This window comes from Enterobacter sp. MGH119 (assembly GCF_001037675.1).
GTDB classification, from domain to species: domain Bacteria; phylum Pseudomonadota; class Gammaproteobacteria; order Enterobacterales; family Enterobacteriaceae; genus Enterobacter; species Enterobacter hormaechei_C.
Genome location: NZ_KQ089933.1, coordinates 245,292 through 264,323, shown reverse-complemented (window position 1 = coordinate 264,323; position 19,032 = coordinate 245,292). Strand labels below are relative to the sequence as shown.

Below are 19,032 nucleotides of genomic sequence, written 5' to 3'. Positions count from 1 at the left end.
TTAAGAAATTGCTGCGCTGATCACGGTCGGTGGAAATCACGCAGCCGGAGTGAGGTGTGCTAAGATGCGATGACTTGAGGTCAAAAAAACGAAAGGAAGAATGATGGACTCACTGGCTTCGCTTTATAAAAATCATATCGTTACCCTACAGGAACGTACCCGCGATGTACTGGCCCGCTTCAAGCTGGATGCCCTGCTGATCCACTCCGGCGAGCTGATGAATACTTTTCTTGATGACCATGCTTATCCCTTCAAGGTTAACCCGCAGTTTAAAGCCTGGGTGCCTGTCACGCAGGTTCCAAATTGCTGGCTGCTGGTGGATGGCGTGAACAAGCCGAAACTGTGGTTCTACCTGCCGGTCGATTACTGGCACAACGTGGAGCCGCTGCCGACCTCATTCTGGACCGAAGAAATTGACGTGATTGCGCTGCCAAAAGCAGACGGCATAGGCAGCCAGCTGCCAGCGGCGCGCGGCAACATCGGCTACATTGGTCCGGTTCCTGAGCGCGCGCTGGGTCTGGATATTCCGGCAGATAAACTCAACCCGAAAGGCGTGCTGGATTATCTGCACTACTATCGCGCCTACAAGACCGACTACGAACTTTACTGCATGCGTGAAGCGCAAAAAACGGCGGTGAATGGCCACCGTGCGGCGCACGAAGCGTTCCAGTCCGGTATGAGCGAGTTCGATATCAATCAGGCTTACCTGACGGCGACCGGCCACCGCGATACCGACGTGCCGTACAGCAACATCGTGGCGCTGAATGAACATGCCTCGGTTCTGCACTACACCAAACTGGATCATCAGGTTCCGGCTGAGATGCGTAGCTTCCTGCTGGACGCGGGGGCTGAGTACAATGGTTATGCGGCAGACCTGACCCGTACCTGGGCGGCGAATGCGGATACCGATTTTGCGCAATTGATTAAAGACGTGAACGACGAACAGCTGGCGCTGATTGGCACCATGAAGGCCGGAACCAGCTACGTGGATTATCACATCCAGTTCCATCAGCGCATTGCTAAACTGCTGCGTAAGCATCAGATTATCAAAGACATGAGCGAAGAGGCGATGGTTGAGAACGATTTGACCGGGCCATTTATGCCGCATGGTATCGGCCACCCGCTGGGTTTGCAGGTTCATGACGTCGCGGGCTTTATGCAGGATGATACCGGCACGCACCTGGCGGCACCGTCTAAATATCCTTATCTGCGCTGCACCCGCGTTCTGGCGCCGCGTATGGTATTGACCATCGAGCCGGGCATCTACTTTATTGAATCCCTGCTGGCGCCGTGGCGCGAAGGGCAATTCAGCAAGCACTTCAACTGGGAGAAAATTGAAGCGCTGAAGCCTTATGGCGGCATTCGTATCGAGGATAACGTGGTTATTCACGAGAACAGCATTGAGAACATGACGCGAGATTTGAAGCTGGCCTGATGGAAAGCTGGCTGATACCGGCCGAGCCGGTCACCTTTGTTGAGGAAATCAAAAAAAGCCGCTTTATCACGCTGTTGGCGCATACCGACGGCGTGGAGGCGGCGAAGGCGTTCGTCGAGTCCGTCCGCGCGCAGCACCCGGATGCCCGCCATCACTGTGTGGCGTGGGTCGCAGGGCCGCCAGACGACTCACAGCAGCTCGGGTTTTCTGACGACGGTGAACCGGCGGGTACGGCCGGAAAACCGATGCTCTCCCAGTTGATGGGCAGCGGCGTGGGTGAAATCACCGCCGTCGTGGTCCGCTACTACGGGGGCATTTTGTTAGGCACCGGAGGGCTGGTCAAAGCCTACGGAGGTGGTGTCCAGCAGGCGCTTAATCTTCTGATAACAACCCGCAAAACGCCACTTACGGAATATACTTTGTTATGCGATTACGCCCAGCTATCGGGTATCGAAGCACTGCTTAAACAGTTTAACGGTGTCATCGCACAGAGTGATTATCAGGCAATGGTGCAATTACGCGTGGCGCTTCCTCAGGCGGAACTGGCTGCTTTTTCAGCAAAACTCGCTGATTTTAGTCGCGGTTCATTGCAATTACTGCCGATTGAAGAATAATCCCCACCTCACAATTTTGAATACCTAAGGAAGCGGCAGAGATGCATTTTCGTGCCATTACCCGAATCGTTGGATTGCTGGTCATACTTTTCTCCGGGACAATGATCATTCCCGGACTGGTGGCGCTCATCTACCGGGACGGCGCGGGGCGTGCATTTACGCAAACCTTTTTTGTCGCGCTGACGATTGGCTCCCTGCTGTGGTGGCCAAACCGCCGTGAGAAAGGTGAACTGAAATCCCGGGAGGGGTTTCTGATTGTGGTCCTGTTCTGGACGGTACTGGGAAGCGTGGGTGCGCTGCCGTTTATCTTCTCCGAACAACCGAATCTCACCGTCACGGATGCGTTTTTTGAATCGTTCTCCGGATTAACGACCACCGGGGCCACCACGCTTGTGGGGCTGGATTCGCTCCCGCATGCGATTCTCTTTTACCGGCAGATGCTTCAGTGGTTCGGCGGTATGGGGATCATTGTCCTGGCGGTGGCTATCCTGCCGATTCTGGGCGTCGGGGGGATGCAGCTTTACCGGGCGGAGATGCCCGGCCCGCTGAAAGATAACAAAATGCGCCCGCGTATTGCGGAGACGGCGAAAACCCTGTGGCTTATCTATGTCCTGCTGACGGTGGCCTGCGCGCTGGCGCTGTGGTTTGCCGGGATGCCTGCGTTTGATGCCATCGGGCACAGCTTTGCGACTATTGCTATCGGCGGGTTCTCCACCCACGATGCCAGCGTCGGCTACTTCGACAGCCCGACAATCAATACCATCATTGCCATCTTTTTGCTGATCTCAGGCTGTAACTACGGTCTACACTTCTCGTTGCTTAGCGGACGGAACCTGAAGGTGTACTGGCGCGACCCGGAATTCCGGATGTTTATTGGCGTCCAGCTGACTCTGGTGATCATCTGTACCCTGGTACTGTGGTTCCACGATGTCTATAACTCGGCGGTCACGACCCTGAACCAGGCCTTCTTCCAGGTGGTATCGATGGCAACAACCGCCGGTTTCACCACGGACAGTATTGCGCGTTGGCCGCTGTTCCTGCCGGTGCTGCTGTTGTGCTCTGCGTTTATCGGCGGCTGTGCCGGGTCAACGGGCGGCGGTCTGAAGGTGATCCGTATTCTGCTGCTGTTCAAGCAGGGGAACCGTGAGCTGAAACGTCTGGTCCACCCGAATGCGGTTTACAGTATTAAGCTGGGGAACCGCGCGCTGCCGGAACGCATCCTCGAAGCGGTGTGGGGATTCTTCTCCGCTTATGCACTGGTCTTTATTGTCAGTATGCTGGCGATTATCGCCACGGGCGTGGATGATTTCTCTGCCTTCGCCTCTGTGGTGGCAACGTTAAACAACCTGGGGCCGGGGCTGGGCGTCGTGGCGGATAACTTCGCCAGTATGAACCCGGTGGCGAAGTGGATCTTAATCGCCAATATGCTGTTTGGGCGTCTTGAGGTCTTTACGCTGCTGGTGCTGTTTACCCCAACATTCTGGCGTGAGTAAGGAGACATTGGTGAAAACGTTAATTCTTTTCTCAACGCGTGACGGACAAACGCGTGAGATTGCTTCATATCTGGCTTCTGAACTCAAAGAGCTGGGCATTTATTCTGATGTGGTGAACCTGAATCGCACAGAGCAGATTGCCTGGCAGGATTACGACCGCGTGGTCATTGGCGCTTCAATTCGTTACGGCCATTTCCATCCGGCGCTGGATCGCTTTGTGAAAAAGCATACGGCGGAACTCGCTCAGCTGCCTGGCGCGTTTTACTCGGTCAACCTGGTTGCCCGTAAAGCAGAGAAGCGTACGCCGCAGACTAACAGCTATACGCGTAAGTTTTTGCTGAGTTCGCCATGGCAGCCCGATATCTGTTCTGTCTTTGCTGGCGCGCTGCGTTACCCGCGTTACCGCTGGTACGACCGCTTTATGATCCGCCTGATCATGAAAATGACGGGCGGGGAAACGGATACGCGTAAAGAAGTGGTTTATACCGACTGGGCTCAGGTCGCCAGTTTTGCCCGTGAAATTGCGCATTTAACGGACGATGCGCGGGTTTAATAAGCGTTGAGTTTGAAAAATGAGCGAACGAAAAGTTTTTTGTATTTAGTGCTTGTCACTTCAGAAGAACTCCCTATAATGCGCCTCCACTGACACGGAACAACGGCACGCAAGCCGCCGGGTCAGCAGAGAAAAGCAAAACAAACGCTTGACTCTGAAGCGGGAAAGCGTAATATGCACACCCCGCGCCGCAGCGAAAACGAAGCGGCACTGCTCTTTAACAATTTATCAGACAATCTGTGTGGGCACTCAAAGTGACATGGATTCTTAACGTCCTCGGACGATAAATGAATACCAAGTCTCAACGAGTGAACACGTAATTCATTACGAAGTTTAATTCATTGAGCATCAAACTTTTAAATTGAAGAGTTTGATCATGGCTCAGATTGAACGCTGGCGGCAGGCCTAACACATGCAAGTCGAACGGTAACAGGAAGCAGCTTGCTGCTTTGCTGACGAGTGGCGGACGGGTGAGTAATGTCTGGGAAACTGCCTGATGGAGGGGGATAACTACTGGAAACGGTAGCTAATACCGCATAACGTCGCAAGACCAAAGAGGGGGACCTTCAGGCCTCTTGCCATCGGATGTGCCCAGATGGGATTAGCTAGTAGGTGGGGTAACGGCTCACCTAGGCGACGATCCCTAGCTGGTCTGAGAGGATGACCAGCCACACTGGAACTGAGACACGGTCCAGACTCCTACGGGAGGCAGCAGTGGGGAATATTGCACAATGGGCGCAAGCCTGATGCAGCCATGCCGCGTGTATGAAGAAGGCCTTCGGGTTGTAAAGTACTTTCAGCGGGGAGGAAGGCGTTGTGGTTAATAACCACAGCGATTGACGTTACCCGCAGAAGAAGCACCGGCTAACTCCGTGCCAGCAGCCGCGGTAATACGGAGGGTGCAAGCGTTAATCGGAATTACTGGGCGTAAAGCGCACGCAGGCGGTCTGTCAAGTCGGATGTGAAATCCCCGGGCTCAACCTGGGAACTGCATTCGAAACTGGCAGGCTAGAGTCTTGTAGAGGGGGGTAGAATTCCAGGTGTAGCGGTGAAATGCGTAGAGATCTGGAGGAATACCGGTGGCGAAGGCGGCCCCCTGGACAAAGACTGACGCTCAGGTGCGAAAGCGTGGGGAGCAAACAGGATTAGATACCCTGGTAGTCCACGCCGTAAACGATGTCGACTTGGAGGTTGTGCCCTTGAGGCGTGGCTTCCGGAGCTAACGCGTTAAGTCGACCGCCTGGGGAGTACGGCCGCAAGGTTAAAACTCAAATGAATTGACGGGGGCCCGCACAAGCGGTGGAGCATGTGGTTTAATTCGATGCAACGCGAAGAACCTTACCTACTCTTGACATCCAGAGAACTTACCAGAGATGCATTGGTGCCTTCGGGAACTCTGAGACAGGTGCTGCATGGCTGTCGTCAGCTCGTGTTGTGAAATGTTGGGTTAAGTCCCGCAACGAGCGCAACCCTTATCCTTTGTTGCCAGCGGTTAGGCCGGGAACTCAAAGGAGACTGCCAGTGATAAACTGGAGGAAGGTGGGGATGACGTCAAGTCATCATGGCCCTTACGAGTAGGGCTACACACGTGCTACAATGGCGCATACAAAGAGAAGCGACCTCGCGAGAGCAAGCGGACCTCATAAAGTGCGTCGTAGTCCGGATTGGAGTCTGCAACTCGACTCCATGAAGTCGGAATCGCTAGTAATCGTGGATCAGAATGCCACGGTGAATACGTTCCCGGGCCTTGTACACACCGCCCGTCACACCATGGGAGTGGGTTGCAAAAGAAGTAGGTAGCTTAACCTTCGGGAGGGCGCTTACCACTTTGTGATTCATGACTGGGGTGAAGTCGTAACAAGGTAACCGTAGGGGAACCTGCGGTTGGATCACCTCCTTACCTTAAAGAACCTGCCTTTGCAGTGCTCACACAGATTGTCTGATGAAAAACAGCAGTAAAAAACCTCTACAGGCTTGTAGCTCAGGTGGTTAGAGCGCACCCCTGATAAGGGTGAGGTCGGTGGTTCAAGTCCACTCAGGCCTACCAAATTTTTGCTGATGCTGCGTTGCGGCGACACTCACATACCTGAGTATGCTTCGTGTCACCACGCCTTGCCTCAACAAAAATTACCGGTACAGAGGTGACTACGATGGGGCTATAGCTCAGCTGGGAGAGCGCCTGCCTTGCACGCAGGAGGTCTGCGGTTCGATCCCGCATAGCTCCACCATCTTTTACTGCGAACACAAGAAAACTTCAGAGTGAACCTGAAAAGGTGCACTGCGAAGTTTTGCTCTTTAAAAATCTGGATCAAGCTGAAAATTGAAACGACACACAGCTCATGTGTGTTCGAGTCTCTCAAATTTTCGCAATCAGAAGTGAAACATCTTCGGGTTGTGAGGTTAAGCGACTAAGCGTACACGGTGGATGCCCTGGCAGTCAGAGGCGATGAAGGACGTGCTAATCTGCGAAAAGCGACGGCGAGGTGATATGAACCTTTGACCCGTCGATGTCCGAATGGGGAAACCCAGTGCAATTCGTTGCACTATCGTTAACTGAATACATAGGTTAACGAGGCGAACCGGGGGAACTGAAACATCTAAGTACCCCGAGGAAAAGAAATCAACCGAGATTCCCCCAGTAGCGGCGAGCGAACGGGGAGCAGCCCGGAGTCTGAATCAGCTTGTGTGTTAGTGGAACGGTCTGGAAAGTCCGACGGTACAGGGTGATAGTCCCGTACACGAAAACACACATGCTGTGAACTCGAAGAGTAGGGCGGGACACGTGGTATCCTGTCTGAATATGGGGGGACCATCCTCCAAGGCTAAATACTCCTGACTGACCGATAGTGAACCAGTACCGTGAGGGAAAGGCGAAAAGAACCCCGGCGAGGGGAGTGAAAAAGAACCTGAAACCGTGTACGTACAAGCAGTGGGAGCACCTTCGGGTGTGACTGCGTACCTTTTGTATAATGGGTCAGCGACTTATATTCTGTAGCAAGGTTAACCGTATAGGGGAGCCGAAGGGAAACCGAGTCTTAACTGGGCGTTAAGTTGCAGGGTATAGACCCGAAACCCGGTGATCTAGCCATGGGCAGGTTGAAGGTTGGGTAACACTAACTGGAGGACCGAACCGACTAATGTTGAAAAATTAGCGGATGACCTGTGGCTGGGGGTGAAAGGCCAATCAAACCGGGAGATAGCTGGTTCTCCCCGAAAGCTATTTAGGTAGCGCCTCGTGAACTCATCTTCGGGGGTAGAGCACTGTTTCGGCTAGGGGGCCATCCCGGCTTACCAACCCGATGCAAACTACGAATACCGAAGAATGTTATCACGGGAGACACACGGCGGGTGCTAACGTCCGTCGTGAAGAGGGAAACAACCCAGACCGCCAGCTAAGGTCCCAAAGTCATGGTTAAGTGGGAAACGATGTGGGAAGGCACAGACAGCCAGGATGTTGGCTTAGAAGCAGCCATCATTTAAAGAAAGCGTAATAGCTCACTGGTCGAGTCGGCCTGCGCGGAAGATGTAACGGGGCTAAACCATGCACCGAAGCTGCGGCAGCGACACTTATGTGTTGTTGGGTAGGGGAGCGTTCTGTAAGCCGTTGAAGGTGTGCTGTGAGGCATGCTGGAGGTATCAGAAGTGCGAATGCTGACATAAGTAACGATAAAGCGGGTGAAAAGCCCGCTCGCCGGAAGACCAAGGGTTCCTGTCCAACGTTAATCGGGGCAGGGTGAGTCGACCCCTAAGGCGAGGCCGAAAGGCGTAGTCGATGGGAAACAGGTTAATATTCCTGTACTTGGTGTTACTGCGAAGGGGGGACGGAGAAGGCTATGTCAGCCGGGCGACGGTTGTCCCGGTTTAAGCATGTAGGCGGAGGTTCCAGGTAAATCCGGTACCTTATTAACGCTGAGGTGTGATGACGAGGCACTACGGTGCTGAAGTGATAAATGCCCTGCTTCCAGGAAAAGCCTCTAAGCATCAGGTAACACGAAATCGTACCCCAAACCGACACAGGTGGTCAGGTAGAGAATACCAAGGCGCTTGAGAGAACTCGGGTGAAGGAACTAGGCAAAATGGTGCCGTAACTTCGGGAGAAGGCACGCTGATATGTAGGTGAAGCCCCTGCGGACGGAGCTGAAATCAGTCGAAGATACCAGCTGGCTGCAACTGTTTATTAAAAACACAGCACTGTGCAAACACGAAAGTGGACGTATACGGTGTGACGCCTGCCCGGTGCCGGAAGGTTAATTGATGGGGTTAGCGGCAACGCGAAGCTCTTGATCGAAGCCCCGGTAAACGGCGGCCGTAACTATAACGGTCCTAAGGTAGCGAAATTCCTTGTCGGGTAAGTTCCGACCTGCACGAATGGCGTAATGATGGCCAGGCTGTCTCCACCCGAGACTCAGTGAAATTGAACTCGCTGTGAAGATGCAGTGTACCCGCGGCAAGACGGAAAGACCCCGTGAACCTTTACTATAGCTTGACACTGAACACTGGTCCTTGATGTGTAGGATAGGTGGGAGGCTTTGAAGCGTGGACGCCAGTCTGCGTGGAGCCGTCCTTGAAATACCACCCTTTAATGGCTGGTGTTCTAACGTAGACCCGTGATCCGGGTTGCGGACAGTGTCTGGTGGGTAGTTTGACTGGGGCGGTCTCCTCCCAAAGAGTAACGGAGGAGCACGAAGGTTGGCTAATCCTGGTCGGACATCAGGAGGTTAGTGCAATGGCATAAGCCAGCTTGACTGCGAGCGTGACGGCGCGAGCAGGTGCGAAAGCAGGTCATAGTGATCCGGTGGTTCTGAATGGAAGGGCCATCGCTCAACGGATAAAAGGTACTCCGGGGATAACAGGCTGATACCGCCCAAGAGTTCATATCGACGGCGGTGTTTGGCACCTCGATGTCGGCTCATCACATCCTGGGGCTGAAGTAGGTCCCAAGGGTATGGCTGTTCGCCATTTAAAGTGGTACGCGAGCTGGGTTTAGAACGTCGTGAGACAGTTCGGTCCCTATCTGCCGTGGGCGCTGGAGAATTGAGGGGGGCTGCTCCTAGTACGAGAGGACCGGAGTGGACGCATCACTGGTGTTCGGGTTGTCATGCCAATGGCACTGCCCGGTAGCTAAATGCGGAAGAGATAAGTGCTGAAAGCATCTAAGCACGAAACTTGCCCCGAGATGAGTTCTCCCTGAGACCTTAAGTCTCCTGAAGGAACGTTGAAGACGACGACGTTGATAGGTCGGGTGTGTAAGCGCAGCGATGCGTTGAGCTAACCGATACTAATGAACCGTGAGGCTTAACCTTACAACGCCGAAGCTGTTTTGGCGAAGAGACAGAATTTTCAGCTTAGATTCAGAGTCCGAAGGATTTTGCGCTGAGACAAGGCGGCAAACGAAGGAAAGGAAGGAGCATACTGAGGTATGTGACTGACTTTACGAGAGCAGCCAACGCAGTATCAGTGCGAAAGACACAGGACAGAGCACAAGAATTTGCCTGGCGGCTTTAGCGCGGTGGTCCCACCTGACCCCATGCCGAACTCAGAAGTGAAACGCCGTAGCGCCGATGGTAGTGTGGGGTCTCCCCATGTGAGAGTAGGGAACTGCCAGGCATCAAACAAGTGAAGAGGCCATCCGCAAGGATGGCCTTTTTGCGTTTCTACACCTGCTTCCTTTCCATAAACAAATCACCTATCCCCCCATATATACGGTAAACTATCCCGGTTTTTGCATCAGGATAGCGTCTATGAATCACTCCCTTAAGCCCTGGAATACCTTTGGTATTCAACGGAATGCTAATCAAATTGTACGTGCCGAAAGTGCTCAGCAGTTGCTGAATGCATGGCAAAACGCAACAGGAAACGGTGAACCCGTACTTATTCTGGGCGAAGGAAGTAATGTCCTGTTTCTCGATGATTTTGCGGGGACGGTAATCGTCAATCGCATCATGGGGATTGAGTGTAAAGAGAGCGCTGACAGCTGGCATTTACACGTGGGTGCTGGCGAGAACTGGCACCATCTGGTGCAATATACCCTTGAAAAAGGGATGCCCGGACTGGAAAACCTGGCCCTGATCCCGGGCTGTGCAGGATCATCTCCTATTCAAAACATCGGTGCCTACGGCATCGAACTGAAACACGTCTGCGAATATGTCGATTGCATCGAACTCGCGACCGGAACGGCGAAGCGCCTGACCGCAGAGCAGTGCCGCTTTGGTTATCGCGACAGCATTTTCAAGCACGATTATCAGGATCGTTTCGTCATTGTGGCCGTTGGTCTGCGCCTGGAGAAAGCCTGGAAACCCGTTCTGACTTACGGCGATCTGACCCGTCTTGACCCGGCTACCGTCACACCGCGTGAGGTATTTGATTCCGTATGCCACATGCGCATGACCAAGCTCCCGGACCCGAAAGTCAACGGAAATGCGGGCAGTTTCTTCAAAAACCCGGTGATCAGCAGCGAAAATGCAAAAGCATTTCTCGCTGGCTGGCCAACGGCCCCGCATTATCCTCAGGCGGATGGCAGCGTGAAGCTGGCCGCAGGCTGGCTTATCGATCAGTGTGAATTAAAAGGTACTACTCTTGGTGGCGCTGCTGTTCATCGTCAGCAGGCGCTGGTACTGATCAACCAGTCCAACGCGACAAGTGAGGATGTCGTCAACCTGGCGCACCATGTTCGTCAGCGCGTGGGCGAAAAATTCAACGTCTGGCTGGAGCCTGAAGTTCGCTTTATTGGCCGAACGGGCGAAGTGAATGCCGTGGAGACCATTGCGTGAAGGACAATACTATTCCGTTAACTCTCATCGGTATCCTTGCTGATGGCGAGTTTCATTCTGGCGAGCAGCTGGGCGAACAGCTGGGCATGAGCCGCGCTGCCATCAATAAACATATTCAAACGCTCCGCGACTGGGGCGTGGATGTGTTTACGGTGCCGGGAAAAGGCTACAGCCTGCCGGAACCGATCCAGTTACTGAATGAAGAGATCATCCGCAGCCAGATTGGGCACGGTAACGTCGCGGTATTGCCGGTCATTGATTCGACGAACCAGTATCTGCTGGATCGCCTGAGCGAGCTGAAATCCGGTGATGCCTGCGTTGCCGAGTACCAACAGGCAGGACGTGGCCGCCGGGGGCGTAAGTGGTTCTCACCATTTGGCGCCAACCTCTACCTTTCCATGTACTGGAGGCTTGAACAGGGGCCAGCTGCGGCCATCGGGCTGAGCCTGGTCATCGGCATTGTGATGGCAGAGGTGCTGCACGATCTGGGTGCCGATCAGGTGCGGGTAAAATGGCCCAACGATCTGTATCTCAACGATCGGAAGCTGGCGGGGATCCTGGTCGAACTGACGGGAAAAACAGGCGATGCCGCACAGATCGTTATTGGAGCGGGGCTGAACATGGTGATGCGAAACGTGCAGAACGATGTCGTGAACCAGGCCTGGACCAACCTACAGGAAGCGGGGATCACCATCGATCGCAATACGCTTACCGTCCGCATGATCAATGAGTTGCGTAGTTCGCTGACGCTCTTTGAACAGGAGGGGTTAGCGCCATTCCTGTCCCGCTGGGAAAAGCTGGATAACTTTATTAACCGACCGGTGAAGCTGCTGATTGGGGATAAAGAGATTTACGGCACATCACGCGGCATTGACGCGCAGGGTGCGTTGCTTCTTGAACAGGATGGTGTGATTAAGCCCTGGGTGGGCGGTGAAATTTCGTTACGAAGTGCAGAGTAACCCTCTCCCCACAGGGGAGAGGGTGTAGCAGCTCATCCCTGCGGATACGGCACCCAATCCCCGGCATTCAGTCGGACATAAGGCTTATTCTGATACTGGATCACCACCGCATTGGCGTTTTCCGATACCTCCGCCGTCTGCGGCAGCCCGCTGGTGAGCTGATCCCAGTTCACGCTATCTTCCACAAACAGCTTACCGTCTACTGCGCGAGCGACCAGTTCCGAGATAGCCAGATAGCTGCTTGGCTGGGTGATCTCAACTGGAGCTCCCTGATGCGGCGCCTTCATGCCAAAGAACTTAATCCCGGCCGGAACGTTAGTGATGGACGGGCTTGGGATATCGCGCAGACCAGACACCTGCATCCTGTCGCCTTTCAACGCTCCCCCATGTTCCGGTACTATCACCACCATCACTTTGCGGCCTGATTTTTCCAGCTCGTTGAAGAACGCGTTCAGCTCGTCAAAGAACTTCTGCGCACGGGCCTTATAATCGGCCGTTTTACTCACGCCGGGATAATGGTTCCCGTCGTGCAGCGGCAGCGTGTTATAGAACGTCGCACTACGTGTCCCTTCCTCTTTGCCGACGGTATCTAACCAGCGCTGAAGCACGGCGGTATCGTCATACACCGGCGAGCCATCAAAGCCCAGCAACGTAACCGGCAGCCCTTTCTGGTCCATCAGCGGGGCCTGCATGCCACCCTGTTCACGTACTTCTTTCAGGAAGTTACCGAACTGACCGTTATGACCCATCATCAGGTGCTGGGTAAAGCCCAGTTTTGCCAGGTTATCAAACAGATAACACTGGTTAGCTGCCGGCTGGTAGAGGTTCTTATGCGAAGGCTGTCCGCAGCTGGCGCGCAGCAGGCGGATAGCCGCCGGGCCGCTGTACGACGTGGCCGAGTTGAAGTCCTTGAACTGAATATCGAAATGCGACCACAGCGGGTGCGACATCAAACCAGCCGCGTCAACGTCAGCCCAGGACAGAGAACAGATGTTAATGACCAGCAGCTCAAACGGCTGAGCATCGGCAGGCAGCGCGTCCGGGAATTTCGTCTGACGCTTATCTTCCGCAGCGTAAAAACTGGAGAGCCACGCGTTCAGGTTCGTGGATGTCGGCGGTGCAGTCTGCGCTGGAATATCCCCAACCACAGGCGTATCCCCTGCTGTCGCGACGGTCGCGGCGGCGGAACCGCCCGTGGTGGTCACGGTTGTCGTCGGCTGACCGGCTGGCCACAGCGAGAAGCTCGGGCCCGTCAGCGTCAGGACGTTAAGCCAGATCATAATCGCGACGACAAACACCGTCACCCGGATCCACTGAGACAGGAACAGCCAGGCGACCAGCAGGACAAATACCGCGCCAATCATCTGCCAGTTAATAAAGCGCTCAACCAGATCGAGCATATAGTCCGCACTGAAACCTGCGACCTGGGAGCCCTGGCTCATGATGCTTTCAGGGCCGGGCAGCCAGGTATCATGCCAGAACAGGGCGAAACCGATGGGGATAGCGACCCAGTGACGTATACGGTGCAGCCTGAGGTTCGGGATTGGCATCAGCAGGAATGCCATAAACACCAGGTTAAGCAGAGGGTGGAAATTAAGATAGCCTGCCCACAGCAGACCAAACTTCACCAGAAAGTAGAAATTCCAGCCGGACAGGCCGCGCCAGTATTGCCAGAGTGGCGATGGCGCCGAAGAGGTATAGGTAGAATTAGTCATGTTTTCGGTTTGCCTTGACGTTCGGAGCGCGACTCAGTGTTCCGGCGGGTTTAATATAGCGAGGTTTGACGAACAGTAATCTGACCGTATCGCGAATACGGCGCAGGGAATGGCGTGCATAGTAGCCAAGCGGCAAAAAAATCAGCGCGCACAGAACAACCAGTTGGATGATATCGCTGATATTCATAATGGCGCGCTCTCCTTGTTCTCATCCAGTAAGCGTAGCGGCTCAGGTACCCGACGCCAGACATGCCCGTCATGTTTCGCGTTCAGAACCGGTTTGGCACCGCTTGTCACAGGCAACGGTTTCGCCCACTTTTCAGGAGCCAGGGCACGCATCTGGACAAGCTCAGCGCTGATCAAATTATCTTCAAACCAGACCATGCGGTTCGAGAAGATATCCCCGGTAGGAAGCGGGAAGATATGGTTAAGCGCCGTATCCAGATCGTTCACCCGGCAGAAGGAGAGGAACAGCACCAGGCGGTTATCGCCAATGGTCATGATATCCCCGATACGGTTAGGGCGGCACAGAGTAAGCGCCTGCTCAACGCGAATACCCGGCACGGGGCGCAGGGCAACCATCACCCCTTTTCCGTCTGCCGGTAACAGCGTATTGCTCATCATGTTGCCCACCGCATCGCAGAAGGTGTCCCATTTCTGGTAGCCGCGCAGTTTCATCGGCTGCGTCATTGAAAGCAGGGTGCTGATATCTTCCGGAACATGTCGATTAAACTGCTGGCCCTGGATGCTTTCGATCAGCGTCAGACAGCGCGACAGGGGAGCATTCCACGGGATGACCATATTCGCGCCGCAGCCCAGTAATAAGCGCTCATCGGTGGCGCGCAGGCTGGTATTATTTTCACGCACCACAATTTTTAACGCGCTGCCGCGCTGGCGACGTAATGTGTGAATGTGCCTTGCCAGCGTTTCGATTTGGTTATTCTGGATCAACGAGAAAATAATGGTCGCCGCCTGCGTGGTGCGCGCCTCATCAAATAAGGCTTCATTGGTATCGAACAGTGACCAGTGCTCAGACAGTGCAGGCGCACCTTCCAGTACCGCAATATGGCTCAGAACGCGTTTTTCATCACTGCGTGGCTGAACTACCGTCTCTTCCTGTTGAGCAAGATGCCACTCATCCCCGACATGTTTGAGGGTAAGTTGTTGTCGGGAGCTCACCCCTTTTTCATTGCACCAGAAAGCCACGTCGTAAAGATGGCTGTCGGTCTGGACACGAATACTGGCCAGGCCATAGAGAGAACGGTATTCACTCATTAAAAGTGAAAAAAGCTTGTCATTATTACTGCCTGGGTTAACAACCAATAAGGTGCAATTTTGATTTTTTGCCCATCTGTTGATTCTTTCCAGCCATTTCAGCAGTTTTTCAGAGGGGATATTTTGCAGGCCGTTATTAGAGCATTTTAGAATCAGTAAATAGTGTTCAGGAACAATAGAACACTGAATATCGCGGGGTAAAAAGTATAGACTGTCAGCCTCCGCAGGCATGGAAAATAATCGTACTGTCTGGGGTCCACGGTCACTGTCGAGCCTGATGATTGACTTCGGCTCTTCGCCCATCGTAATTATGGCCACGCGGGAATCCTTCCCCTGCGCCGCTATCGTCTGGTTTACCAGACTGATGGCATCTTCATTACGATCCGTATTAACCCACCAGACTCCTCCGACTGGCATGTGGCGCAATTCGTCCCATAATGACTGGATGCCAATAGAAAATATGGAGTCCACGGTGTCCCTCTTTTCGTCGAATTTCTATGTCTCTCAGTTTACTAGCGAAAGCGTAGAAATAAACCTAACATTGAAATTAAAGAACATCAGATTTAGCATGTAAATGAAATTTAGTGGGCAGGACGCCTCGCTGCATCTGAATCTTATGATTTTACTCAAAGGGATGAAAAAAGAATGCAAAATAACGAACCCGCAACCCCAGTCGACTCAAGTCTGGGTTACACATTCCAGAACGATTTTTTGGCACTCACGCAGGCTTTTTCTTTGCCTGAAATAGATTACACCGATATTTCCCAGCGGGAACAGTTGGCGGCGGCTATTAAACGTTGGCCGTTATTAGCTGAGTTTGCCCAACAACAATAAGGAAGCCATTGATGGCTGTACTAGGATTACAGGGCGTCCGTGGTGGGGTGGGTACAACTTCCGTTACCGCGGCGCTGGCGTGGTCATTGCAGGTATTAGGTGAATCGGTACTGGTCATTGATGCCTGTTCCGATAATTTGCTGCGCATGTCATTCAATGTCGACTTTACGCATGCAAACGGCTGGGGACGTGCGCTTCTGGACGATAAAGACTGGCGGGATGCGGGTTTGCGTTATACCTCCCAGCTCGATTTGCTTCCCTTTGGTCAATTGACCGAAACCGAGCGCGGGAATGAAGCCGCGTACCAGCGCCTGTTCTCTCGCTTCATCACCGCATTGCAGAGCCTGAAAGAGAGCGGGCACTACCAGTGGATCCTGCTGGACCTGCCGCACGGTGCCGCGTCGTTGACCCGCCAGCTGCTGGCGCAGTGCGACCATGTGCTCTCCATCGCGAACGTAGATGCGAATTGTCATATCCGTCTGCATCAGCAGCCGATGCCTGCCAATGCCCATATTCTGATCAACGATCTGCGCATTGGCAGCCAGATCCAGGACGATCTCTACCAGGTCTGGCTCCAGAGTCAGCGCCGCCTGTTGCCGATGGTGATCCATCGTGACGAAGCGATGGCGGAGTGCCTCGCGTCCAAACAACCCCTCGGGGAGTACCGTAGCGATTCACTGGCGGCGGAAGAGATCCTGACGCTGGCCAACTGGTGTCTGCTGCACTTTGCTAAACGGCCGGAGCCTGCCGGGAGTTCAGTATGAGCCGCCTGACTAACTGGCTGCTCATTCCGCCGGTCAGTTCGCGCTTAAGTGAACGCTACCGCCATTACCGTCATCACGGCGCCTCGTCGCTGAGCGCAGCGCTGGGCTGTTTATGGATGATTCTGGCGTGGATGTTCATCCCCCTCGAGCATCCCCGCTGGCAACGCATTCGCGCGCGCCACGGTGAACTCTATCCGCATATCAACCCTGACAAGCCGCGTCCGCTGGATCCCGCGCGCTACGCTATTCAGTCCATCTGGCTACTGACGACCTCAACGGGCGCGGAGAAAAAAACGTCCCGCTGGCGCAGCTTCGATCGTGTGCAGAACCTGCGTGAACACTACCACCAGTGGCTTGACCGGCTACCCGACCGGGTGGGCGACAAAACGGGTCATTTAGATAACCAAAAAGAGCTCGGGCACCTACACCCGGGCTTGCGGCGTTTTATTCTCGGCGTGGTTGTGGTGTTCTCGCTGATTCTTGCGCTGGTCTGTATTACCCAGCCCTTCAACCCGCTGGCGCAGTTCACCTTCCTGATCCTGCTGTGGGGCGTGGCGCTGCTGGTGCGGCGCATACCAGGGCGTTTTTCTGCCCTGATGCTGATTGTGCTATCGCTGACCGTTTCCTGCCGCTACATCTGGTGGCGATATACCTCAACGCTGAACTGGGACGATCCGGTCAGCCTGGTGTGCGGCTTAGTGCTGCTGTTTGCTGAGACTTACGCCTGGATCGTGCTGGTGCTGGGTTACTTCCAGGTTATCTGGCCGCTGAATCGACAGCCGGTGCCGCTGCCAAAAGACACGACCCAGTGGCCTACGGTGGACCTCTTCGTGCCGACCTACAACGAAGACCTGTCGGTGGTAAAAAACACCATTTACGCCGCGCTGGGTATCGACTGGCCGAAGGATAAAATCAAAATCTGGATCCTCGATGACGGTGGCCGCGCCGAGTTCCGCCAGTTCGCGGACGAAGTGGGGGTAGAGTACATCGCCCGTACCACGCATGAACACGCGAAAGCCGGTAACATCAATAATGCGCTGAAATATGCCAAAGGGGAGTTCGTCTCTATTTTCGACTGCGACCACGTGCCAACGCGCTCGTTCCTGCAAATGACCATGGGCTGGTTCCTGAAGGAGAAAGAGCTTGCGATGATGCAGACGCCGCACCACTTCTTCTCACCGGACCCGTTTGAACGTAACCTCGGTCGTTTTCGTAAGACCCCGAACGAGGGCACGCTGTTCTATGGCCTGGTGCAGGACGGGAACGACATGTGGGACGCCACGTTCTTCTGCGGCTCCTGTGCGGTGATCCGCCGGAAACCGCTGGATGAAATTGGCGGGATCGCCGTCGAGACGGTCACGGAAGATGCGCACACCTCGCTGCGTCTGCACCGTCTTGGCTATACCTCGGCCTACATGCGTATTCCTCAGGCGGCGGGGCTGGCCACGGAATCCCTGTCGGCGCACATCGGCCAGCGTATTCGCTGGGCCCGCGGCATGGTGCAAATTTTCAGGCTCGATAACCCGCTGATGGGTAAAGGGCTGAAGCTGGCGCAACGGCTGTGCTACGTCAACGCCATGTTCCACTTCCTGTCGGGTATTCCACGGCTTATCTTTCTCACAGCGCCGCTGGCGTTCCTGCTCCTTCACGCTTACATCATCTATGCGCCTGCGCTGATGATTGCCCTGTTCGTTCTGCCGCACATGATCCACGCCAGCCTGACGAACTCGAAGATTCAGGGGAAATATCGGCACTCCTTCTGGAGTGAAATTTACGAAACGGTGCTGGCCTGGTACATCGCGCCGCCAACCATGGTGGCGCTGATTAACCCGCATAAAGGGAAATTCAACGTCACCGCGAAGGGCGGGCTGGTGGAAGAGGAGTATGTCGACTGGGTGATCTCCCGGCCCTATATCTTCCTGGTGCTGCTGAATATTGTGGGCGTGATTGTTGGGATCTGGCGCTACTTCTACGGCCCGGAAAACGAAATTCTGACGGTCTTCGTGAGTATGGCGTGGGTGTTTTATAACCTGATTATCCTCGGTGGCGCGGTGGCGGTATCGGTGGAGAGCAAGCAGGTTCGCCGCGCGCATCGCGTCGAAATCAGCATGCCAGCGGCCATTGCCCGCGACGATGGACATCTCTTCTCCTGTACCGTACATGACTTTTCGGATGGCGGTCTGGGTATCAAGATCAACGGTCAGGCGAAGGTGCTGGAGGGGCAGAAGGTCAACCTACTGCTTAAGCGCGGCCAGCAGGAGTATGTCTTCCCGACGCAGGTGGTGCGTGTGAGAGGAAATGAAGTGGGTCTGCAACTGATGCCGCTGACCAAAAAACAACACATTGATTTTGTGCAGTGTACGTTTGCCCGCGCGGATACGTGGGCTCTCTGGCAGGACAGCTTCCCTGAGGATAAGCCTCTGGAAAGCCTGCTGGATATTCTTAAGCTGGGGTTCCGTGGCTATCGTCACCTTGCAGAATTTGCCCCGTCGTCGGTGAAATTAATTTTCCGGTCACTTACTTCACTGGTTTCCTGGGTCGTGTCGTTCATTCCGCGTCGACCTGAGCGAGATGAAGCGAAGCAGGCGGACCCGGTTATGGCTCAACAATGATGATAACG

General features: G+C 54.3%; 12 protein-coding genes, 2 tRNA genes and 3 rRNA genes. 14 read left to right on the top strand and 3 right to left on the bottom strand.

What is annotated here, in order from left to right:
• The first annotated feature begins 103 nt into the window (after positions 1 to 103).
• The 11 genes from pepQ (at position 104) to birA (ending at position 11,824) form a co-directional block, all read left to right on the top strand.
• The gene (gene pepQ / locus SK53_RS19925) at positions 104 to 1,435 is read left to right on the top strand and encodes a Xaa-Pro dipeptidase (RefSeq protein ID WP_003860124.1); all 1,332 of its coding nucleotides are present in this window, start codon (positions 104 to 106) and stop codon (positions 1,433 to 1,435) included.
• Positions 1,435 to 2,049, top strand: coding sequence for an IMPACT family protein (locus SK53_RS19920; RefSeq protein ID WP_023323863.1), 615 nt, complete (start codon positions 1,435 to 1,437; stop codon positions 2,047 to 2,049). Before pepQ ends, SK53_RS19920 begins: the two co-directional genes overlap by 1 nt.
• 41 nt (positions 2,050 to 2,090) lie before the next feature.
• On the top strand, positions 2,091 to 3,542 hold the full coding sequence (trkH, locus tag SK53_RS19915) for a Trk system potassium transporter TrkH (RefSeq protein ID WP_045895516.1): 1,452 nt from the start codon (positions 2,091 to 2,093) through the stop codon (positions 3,540 to 3,542).
• A gap of 10 nt (positions 3,543 to 3,552) precedes the next feature.
• Positions 3,553 to 4,095 (top strand): menaquinone-dependent protoporphyrinogen IX dehydrogenase, encoded by a 543-nt coding sequence (gene hemG, locus SK53_RS19910; protein WP_003860122.1) that lies wholly within the window; start codon positions 3,553 to 3,555, stop codon positions 4,093 to 4,095.
• A gap of 358 nt (positions 4,096 to 4,453) precedes the next feature.
• Positions 4,454 to 5,995 (top strand): 16S ribosomal RNA (locus tag SK53_RS19905).
• A gap of 70 nt (positions 5,996 to 6,065) precedes the next feature.
• Positions 6,066 to 6,142 (top strand) — tRNA-Ile (locus tag SK53_RS19900).
• A gap of 105 nt (positions 6,143 to 6,247) precedes the next feature.
• Positions 6,248 to 6,323: transfer RNA gene (locus tag SK53_RS19895), tRNA-Ala, on the top strand.
• A 170-nt stretch (positions 6,324 to 6,493) separates the two neighbouring features.
• Positions 6,494 to 9,398, top strand: a 23S ribosomal RNA gene (locus SK53_RS19890).
• A gap of 188 nt (positions 9,399 to 9,586) precedes the next feature.
• Positions 9,587 to 9,702, top strand: a 5S ribosomal RNA gene (rrf, locus tag SK53_RS19885).
• The 16S, 23S and 5S rRNA genes sit together here with 2 tRNA genes alongside, the layout of an rRNA operon.
• A gap of 134 nt (positions 9,703 to 9,836) precedes the next feature.
• Positions 9,837 to 10,865 carry a UDP-N-acetylmuramate dehydrogenase gene (gene murB, locus SK53_RS19880; RefSeq protein ID WP_003861168.1) on the top strand — a complete coding sequence of 343 codons (1,029 nt, stop codon included), beginning with the start codon at positions 9,837 to 9,839 and terminating at the stop codon, positions 10,863 to 10,865.
• Positions 10,862 to 11,824: a bifunctional biotin--[acetyl-CoA-carboxylase] ligase/biotin operon repressor BirA gene (gene birA / locus SK53_RS19875; protein ID WP_048209917.1), complete on the top strand. Its 963-nt coding sequence runs from the start codon at positions 10,862 to 10,864 to the stop codon at positions 11,822 to 11,824. The genes murB and birA overlap by 4 nt, the downstream gene beginning before the upstream one ends.
• A gap of 32 nt (positions 11,825 to 11,856) precedes the next feature.
• On the opposite strand, the gene bcsG is transcribed toward birA, so the two are convergent.
• The 3 genes from bcsG to bcsE are packed head-to-tail and all read right to left on the bottom strand — an operon-like array spanning position 11,857 to position 15,285.
• Complete coding sequence (gene bcsG, locus SK53_RS19870) at positions 11,857 to 13,539, bottom strand: cellulose biosynthesis protein BcsG (RefSeq protein WP_048209916.1); 1,683 nt, start codon at positions 13,537 to 13,539, stop codon at positions 11,857 to 11,859.
• Positions 13,532 to 13,726 carry a cellulose biosynthesis protein BcsF gene (bcsF, locus tag SK53_RS19865; RefSeq protein ID WP_003861172.1) on the bottom strand — a complete coding sequence of 65 codons (195 nt, stop codon included), beginning with the start codon at positions 13,724 to 13,726 and terminating at the stop codon, positions 13,532 to 13,534. Before bcsF ends, bcsG begins: the two co-directional genes overlap by 8 nt.
• On the bottom strand, positions 13,723 to 15,285 hold the full coding sequence (bcsE, locus tag SK53_RS19860) for a cellulose biosynthesis c-di-GMP-binding protein BcsE (RefSeq protein ID WP_022652017.1): 1,563 nt from the start codon (positions 15,283 to 15,285) through the stop codon (positions 13,723 to 13,725). The genes bcsF and bcsE overlap by 4 nt, the downstream gene beginning before the upstream one ends.
• Positions 15,286 to 15,459: 174 nt before the next feature.
• Between bcsE and bcsR the strand changes: the two genes are divergently transcribed.
• The 3 genes from bcsR to bcsA are packed head-to-tail and all read left to right on the top strand — an operon-like array spanning position 15,460 to position 19,024.
• Positions 15,460 to 15,648: a cellulose biosynthesis protein BcsR gene (bcsR, locus tag SK53_RS19855; RefSeq protein ID WP_003861175.1), complete on the top strand. Its 189-nt coding sequence runs from the start codon at positions 15,460 to 15,462 to the stop codon at positions 15,646 to 15,648.
• An 11-nt stretch (positions 15,649 to 15,659) separates the two neighbouring features.
• Complete coding sequence (gene bcsQ, locus SK53_RS19850; protein WP_003861177.1) at positions 15,660 to 16,412, top strand: cellulose biosynthesis protein BcsQ; 753 nt, start codon at positions 15,660 to 15,662, stop codon at positions 16,410 to 16,412.
• The gene (gene bcsA, locus SK53_RS19845) at positions 16,409 to 19,024 is read left to right on the top strand and encodes a UDP-forming cellulose synthase catalytic subunit (RefSeq protein ID WP_022652015.1); all 2,616 of its coding nucleotides are present in this window, start codon (positions 16,409 to 16,411) and stop codon (positions 19,022 to 19,024) included. Before bcsQ ends, bcsA begins: the two co-directional genes overlap by 4 nt.
• Positions 19,025 to 19,032 lie beyond the last annotated feature (8 nt).